Origin of the sequence: Bradyrhizobium sp. (assembly GCF_049581145.1) — a bacterium.
Lineage (GTDB): Bacteria > Pseudomonadota > Alphaproteobacteria > Rhizobiales > Xanthobacteraceae > Bradyrhizobium.
In genome coordinates this window covers 1-5,532 of sequence record NZ_JBAURI010001269.1, presented here as the reverse complement: position 1 = coordinate 5,532, position 5,532 = coordinate 1, and the positions used below count along the sequence as shown (strand labels likewise).

The 5,532-nt window shown below is 60.6% G+C and carries 4 protein-coding genes and 1 tRNA gene; all 5 read right to left on the bottom strand.

Annotated features, from left to right (window positions below; translation table 11 throughout):
- Positions 1–920 (bottom strand): LON peptidase substrate-binding domain-containing protein (locus WCB02_RS40315; RefSeq protein ID WP_423968174.1); only part of this gene is annotated, 920 nt, incomplete at its 3' end.
- 315 nt (positions 921–1,235) lie between these two features.
- Positions 1,236–2,510 carry an ATP-dependent Clp protease ATP-binding subunit ClpX gene (gene clpX / locus WCB02_RS40310; RefSeq protein WP_423968172.1) on the bottom strand — a complete coding sequence of 425 codons (1,275 nt, stop codon included), beginning with the start codon at positions 2,508–2,510 and terminating at the stop codon, positions 1,236–1,238.
- Between the two features lie 385 nt (positions 2,511–2,895).
- Positions 2,896–3,534 (bottom strand): ATP-dependent Clp protease proteolytic subunit, encoded by a 639-nt coding sequence (locus WCB02_RS40305; protein WP_423968170.1) that lies wholly within the window; start codon positions 3,532–3,534, stop codon positions 2,896–2,898.
- Positions 3,535–3,803: 269 nt separating this feature from the next.
- Positions 3,804–5,174: a trigger factor gene (gene tig / locus WCB02_RS40300; RefSeq protein WP_423968168.1), complete on the bottom strand. Its 1,371-nt coding sequence runs from the start codon at positions 5,172–5,174 to the stop codon at positions 3,804–3,806.
- Between the two features lie 170 nt (positions 5,175–5,344).
- Positions 5,345–5,429, bottom strand: a tRNA-Leu gene (locus WCB02_RS40295).
- Between the last annotated feature and the right edge of the window lie 103 nt (positions 5,430–5,532).

Genomic DNA, 5,532 nt, shown 5'->3' with positions numbered 1-5,532 from the left:
ATCGACAGCAGCCAATCCAGGTAGTTGCGCACGACCGTCGCCTCGGCGGACATCGGCGACATCTGGCGCAGCTTCTTCAGTTCATGCTGCGCCTTCTCGCGCGCTTCCTTGGAGAGCTTGGTCTTGGAGATCTTCTCCTCGATATCCGCGAGTTCGTCGCGGCCTTCCTCGTCACCCAGCTCTTTCTGGATCGCCTTCATCTGCTCGTTGAGGTAATATTCGCGCTGGGTCTTCTCCATCTGGCGCTTGACCCGCGAGCGGATGCGCTTTTCGACCTGCAGCACCGAAATCTCGCTCTCCATCAGGCCAAGCACCTTTTCCAGGCGCTGGGTAACCGACAGCGTCTCCAGGATGCCCTGGCGGTCGGCGATCTTCACGGCGAGATGCGAGGCAACGGTATCGCCGAGCTTGCCGAAGTCGGTGATCGCCTGAACCACGCCGACGACCTCGGCGGAGATCTTCTTGTTCAGCTTCACGTAGCTTTCGAAGTCGGAGACGACGGAGCGCGCCAAGGCTTCCGCCTCGACCGATTTGGCGTCGGTATCGGCGAGCGCGATCGCCGTCGCCTCATAATATTCCGAGCGATCGGTGTATTTCTGCACGCGGGCGCGCTCAAGCCCTTCCACCAGCACCTTCACGGTGCCGTCGGGCAATTTGAGCAGTTGCAGGACGCTGGCAAGCGTGCCGGTTTCGTAAATTGCGTCGGGTGCCGGATCGTCATCGGACGCGTTCTTCTGCGTCGCCAGCATGACGAGTGCGTCGTTCTTCATCACCTCTTCGAGCGCGCGGATCGATTTCTCACGACCCACGAACAGCGGCACGATGTTGTGCGGGAAGACGACGATGTCGCGCAACGGCAACACCGGGTAGGAATGGGTTTCGCCGTAGACAATGGTCGGCCGGGGTTTCGGAGTCGTCATGGCCTGTTCCTTTTGTTGTGCCCCCTTGCACGCAGCCCGCCGTTTCGCGCGACCGCCACAAGGTGCCGGTGTGATCCGAACTTTGCTTGAGCCTTAAGCCTAGCCCGGCTTTTCCGGATCGTAGTTGAGGCGAATCTAAAGAAGCAATTATTTTCGCCGACAGCATTAGGTGGCTATCGACCTGGGGGGAGTCAAGTGTTGGAAAACGCCCGCAATTTGCGGCTAAACGCGACGCTGGCTACGCAATCGGGGCCGCGGAAATCTGCTCCGCAGCCCTCTCAGTAAACGCCGCTCCGAAGGCCAGGCGAGCGCGATTTATGCGCTGGCGCTGCTTTCAACCGCGCGATCGGAACGATCCGCGTAGATGTAGAGCGGGCGCGCCGTGCCCTCGACCACTTCGCGCGAGATCACCACTTCCTCCACGCCTTCCAGGCCCGGGAGGTCGAACATGGTCTCGAGCAAGATGCTTTCGAGGATCGAACGCAGTCCGCGCGCGCCGGTCTTGCGCTCGATCGCCCTGCGGGCGACTGCGCCAAGAGCCTCGTCGGCGAAGGTGAGTTCGATGTTCTCCATTTCGAACAGGCGCTGATACTGCTTCACCAGCGCGTTCTTCGGATCGGTCAGAATCTTCTTCAGCGAGGCCTCGTCGAGATCTTCCAGCGTCGCGACCACCGGCAGGCGGCCGACGAACTCCGGGATCAAGCCGTATTTCAGGAGGTCTTCAGGCTCGACATGACGGAAGATCTCGCCGGTTCGGCGGTCTTCCGGCGCCAGCACCTGGGCGGCGAAACCGATCGAGGTCGAACGCCCGCGCGCCGAGATGATCTTTTCCAGGCCCGAGAACGCACCACCGCAGATGAAGAGAATGTTGGTGGTGTCGACCTGCAGAAACTCCTGCTGCGGATGCTTGCGGCCACCTTGCGGCGGCACCGAAGCGACCGTGCCTTCCATGATCTTCAACAGCGCCTGCTGCACGCCCTCACCCGACACGTCGCGGGTGATCGAGGGGTTGTCCGACTTGCGGCTGATCTTGTCGATCTCGTCGATATAGACGATGCCGCGCTGTGCGCGCTCGACATTGTAGTCGGCCGACTGCAGCAGCTTCAGGATGATGTTCTCGACGTCCTCGCCGACGTAGCCGGCCTCGGTCAAGGTCGTGGCGTCGGCCATCGTGAACGGCACGTCGAGAATCCGCGCCAGCGTTTGCGCCAGCAACGTCTTGCCCGACCCGGTCGGACCGATCAGCAGGATGTTCGACTTCGCGAGCTCGACGTCGTTGTGCTTGGTCTGATGATTGAGGCGCTTGTAGTGGTTGTGCACCGCAACCGAAAGCACCTTCTTGGCGTGGCTCTGGCCGATCACATAGTCGTCGAGGACCTTGCAGATTTCCTTCGGAGTCGGAATGCCGTCCCGTGACTTGACCAGCGAGGACTTGTTCTCCTCGCGGATGATGTCCATGCAGAGCTCAACGCACTCGTCACAGATGAAAACAGTTGGTCCTGCAATCAATTTGCGAACTTCATGCTGGCTCTTGCCACAGAACGAGCAATACAGCGTATTCTTGGAGTCGCTTGCGCCGACCTTACTCATTCTTGTCTCCGTCCGCCGTCCGACCTCATTTGCTCTACCGACCCATTCCGGTGCTCAACCGACTTGAGAACAAACAGATAGAGCAAATTCCGTACCAAAAAAGACCCTACGCCTGACATGCCGTGCGGATCACGGCTTTGTTGGAATCTCCCGCGACCACTTCCGATCACCTATAGCCAACCATGCTGACACCCGACTATCAAGAATTCACTAACCTGCCCCGCAACCGGCTCCGTGACAATACCGTGATTTGCGGCATTGGCACGAAGAAAAACTGGCGAAATCCCCCGGCGTTGCGCCTTTGCCACGCCACACCGCCAGCACGAAGCCGGAACATAGGCCAAAACGCCTCAAGAGCGGGGCAAACCGCCGGCCGACCGTAAAACTACGGAGCTTTCCCCATGGGAGCCGGATCCTCGGCCCGCTTCTCGATCACCTTGTCGACGATCCCGAAGTCGCGGGCCATCTCGGCCGTGAGGAATTTGTCGCGTTCCAACGCATCCTCGATCGCTTTGTAGGTCTGGCCCGTGTGCTTGACGTAGATCTCGTTGAGCCGCTTCTTCAGGTTCAGGATTTCCTGGGCGTGCAGCATGATGTCGGTCGCCTGACCCTGGAAGCCGCCGGACGGCTGATGCACCATGATGCGGGAGTTCGGCAGCGAGAAGCGCATGTCCTTATGACCGGCAGCCAGCAACAGCGAACCCATCGAGGCCGCCTGCCCCGTGCACAGCGTCGACACCGCGGGACGGATGAACTGCATGGTATCGTAGATCGCCAGCCCCGATGTCACCACGCCGCCCGGCGAGTTGATGTACATCGCGATTTCCTTCTTCGGATTGTCGGCTTCCAGGAACAGAAGCTGCGCGACGACGAGCGTCGACATGCCATCCTCGACGGGACCGGTCACGAAGATGATGCGCTCTTTCAAAAGGCGCGAGAAGATATCGTAGGCGCGTTCACCGCGGTTGGTCTGCTCGACGACCATCGGCACGAGGTTCATATAGGTTTCAACGGGATCGCGCATTAGTCACCCCAAGGGTTAATCTAGAGTGTTGGTCTAGAGGGTTGGTCTAGAAGGTCGGCAGGACGAACTTCTGCGCGAATTACCGGTCGCAGACGGACGCCCCGTGATGCAGGACTTCATCGACAGTCCCAACAGATATGGAGCATTTTCCCAGCGACAAGACCGGGCGAACGCCTCGTTGGTGGACCGGGTCGGCAGCGATTCGCAAGCGCCAGACAGCGGCCGCCAGCCCGCTTTCGCCGTTCACCATGAATGACTGCCTGATCGAATCAGGCAGGGCTCTTCTCCTCGTCTTCCCTGTACAGTTCTTCGCGAGTAACCTTCTTCTCGGTGACGTTGGCAAGTTCGAGAATGAAGTCGATCACCTTGTCCTCGAAGATCGGCGCCCGCAGCTGAGCCAGCGCATTGGCGTTGTTGCGGTAGTAGTCCCAGACTTCCTTCTCGCGTCCCGGCATCGAGCGCGCGCGCTCGATCACGGCGCGGCCGACCTCGTCGTCGGTCACCGTGATCTTGTTCTTTTCCCCGATCTCCGACAGCACGAGCCCGAGTCTCACTCGCCGGTCCGCGATGGTGCGGTATTCCTGCTGGGCCGCCTCTTCTGTGGTGTTCTCATCGGCAAAGGTCTTGCCGCTACTGTCCATCTCGGCCTTGATCGAGTTCCACATCAGGTTGAATTCGTCCTCGACCAGCGACGGCGGCGCCTCAAAGCGGTGGGTCTCGTCGAGACGATCGAGCAGCGCGCGCTTGACGCGCTGCCGGGTGGCACCGGCGTACTCCGCGGTCAGTCGCTCGCGGGCGGCCTGTTTCAACTTGTCGAGCGATTCGAGCCCAAGCGTCTTGGCAAACTCGTCGTTGATTTCGACCGGCTGCGGCGCCTCGACCGCGGTCGCGGTGGTCTCGAACTCGGCCGCCTGGCCGGCGAGCTTCTCGCTGGCATAATTCTTCGGGAACGACAGTTTCAGGGTACGGGTCTCGCCGGCTGCGATCCCGATCAGCTGGTCCTCAAAGCCGGGGATGAAGGTATTCGAACCGATGGTGACCTGGATGTTCTCGCCGGCGCCGCCCTCGAACGGCGTGCCGTCGATGGTGCCCTTGAAATTGATGGTGACGCGGTCGCCGGCTTCCGCCTTGGCACTTTCGTCGGCACCCTCGCCCTTTGCCGCGTAGCCGCGGCTCTGGTCGGCGATCCGCTTGATCGCCTCGTCGACATCGGTATCGGTGACCTCGGCGACCGGCTTTTCGACGGAAAAACTCTTGAAGTCGGCGAGCACAATCGATGGCACAACCTCGATCGACACGGTGTAGGTCAGATCCGACTTGCCGGCGAGGAGCTGCTCGACCTCTTTTTCTTCCGTCGGCATGGTGATCTTCGGTTCGGCCGCCAGCCGAAAGCCGCGTTCGGTGAAAATCTGCGTGTTGGCGTCGCGGACGGTCTGATCGATGGTCTCGGCCATCACCGAGCGGCCATAGACCTTCTTCAGATGGCTCACCGGCACCTTGCCCGGGCGAAAGCCATTGAGACGGACCTTGTCCTTCATATCCACCAGTCGGGCACCCGCCTTGGCATCGAGATCCGCTGCGGGAACGCTGATCTGGAATTCGTGCTTCAATCCCTGCGAGAGAGTTTCGGTGACCTGCATGGCGTCCAATCTTCTTTGCTTTCGTCCGGCCTAACGGCCGGCGCGTGATGTGTGTCTCTATTGGCGGCGCGTAGCCGAGAGGCCTTGCGCCGATGTTCGGCGGCCCCGATCTCCCATCAACGGGAAAACAAGGCCCTCCAGCAATCCCTAATGCAAACGCTGAGAGCGCTTGGTGCGGGCGGAGGGACTCGAACCCCCACAACTTTCGTCACTGGAACCTAAATCCAGCGCGTCTACCAGTTCCGCCACGCCCGCTTTGATAGCATCAAGTCCGGCCGCGATGCCGCGGGCGGCGGCTTATATCATGAGCCCGTCCGTCCGCAGCAAAAAAATGGCCCTTCGTCGGGCCGCGACAAGG

What these genes read in the sequence shown, in the direction of transcription:
- clpX (WP_423968172.1), bottom strand. Translation starts at nt 2,510, where the DNA reads ATGAGTAAGGTCGGCGCAAGCGACTCCAAGAATACGCTGTATTGCTCG.
- WCB02_RS40305 (WP_423968170.1), bottom strand. Translation starts at nt 3,534, where the DNA reads ATGCGCGATCCCGTTGAAACCTATATGAACCTCGTGCCGATGGTCGTC.
- tig (WP_423968168.1), bottom strand. Translation starts at nt 5,174, where the DNA reads ATGCAGGTCACCGAAACTCTCTCGCAGGGATTGAAGCACGAATTCCAG.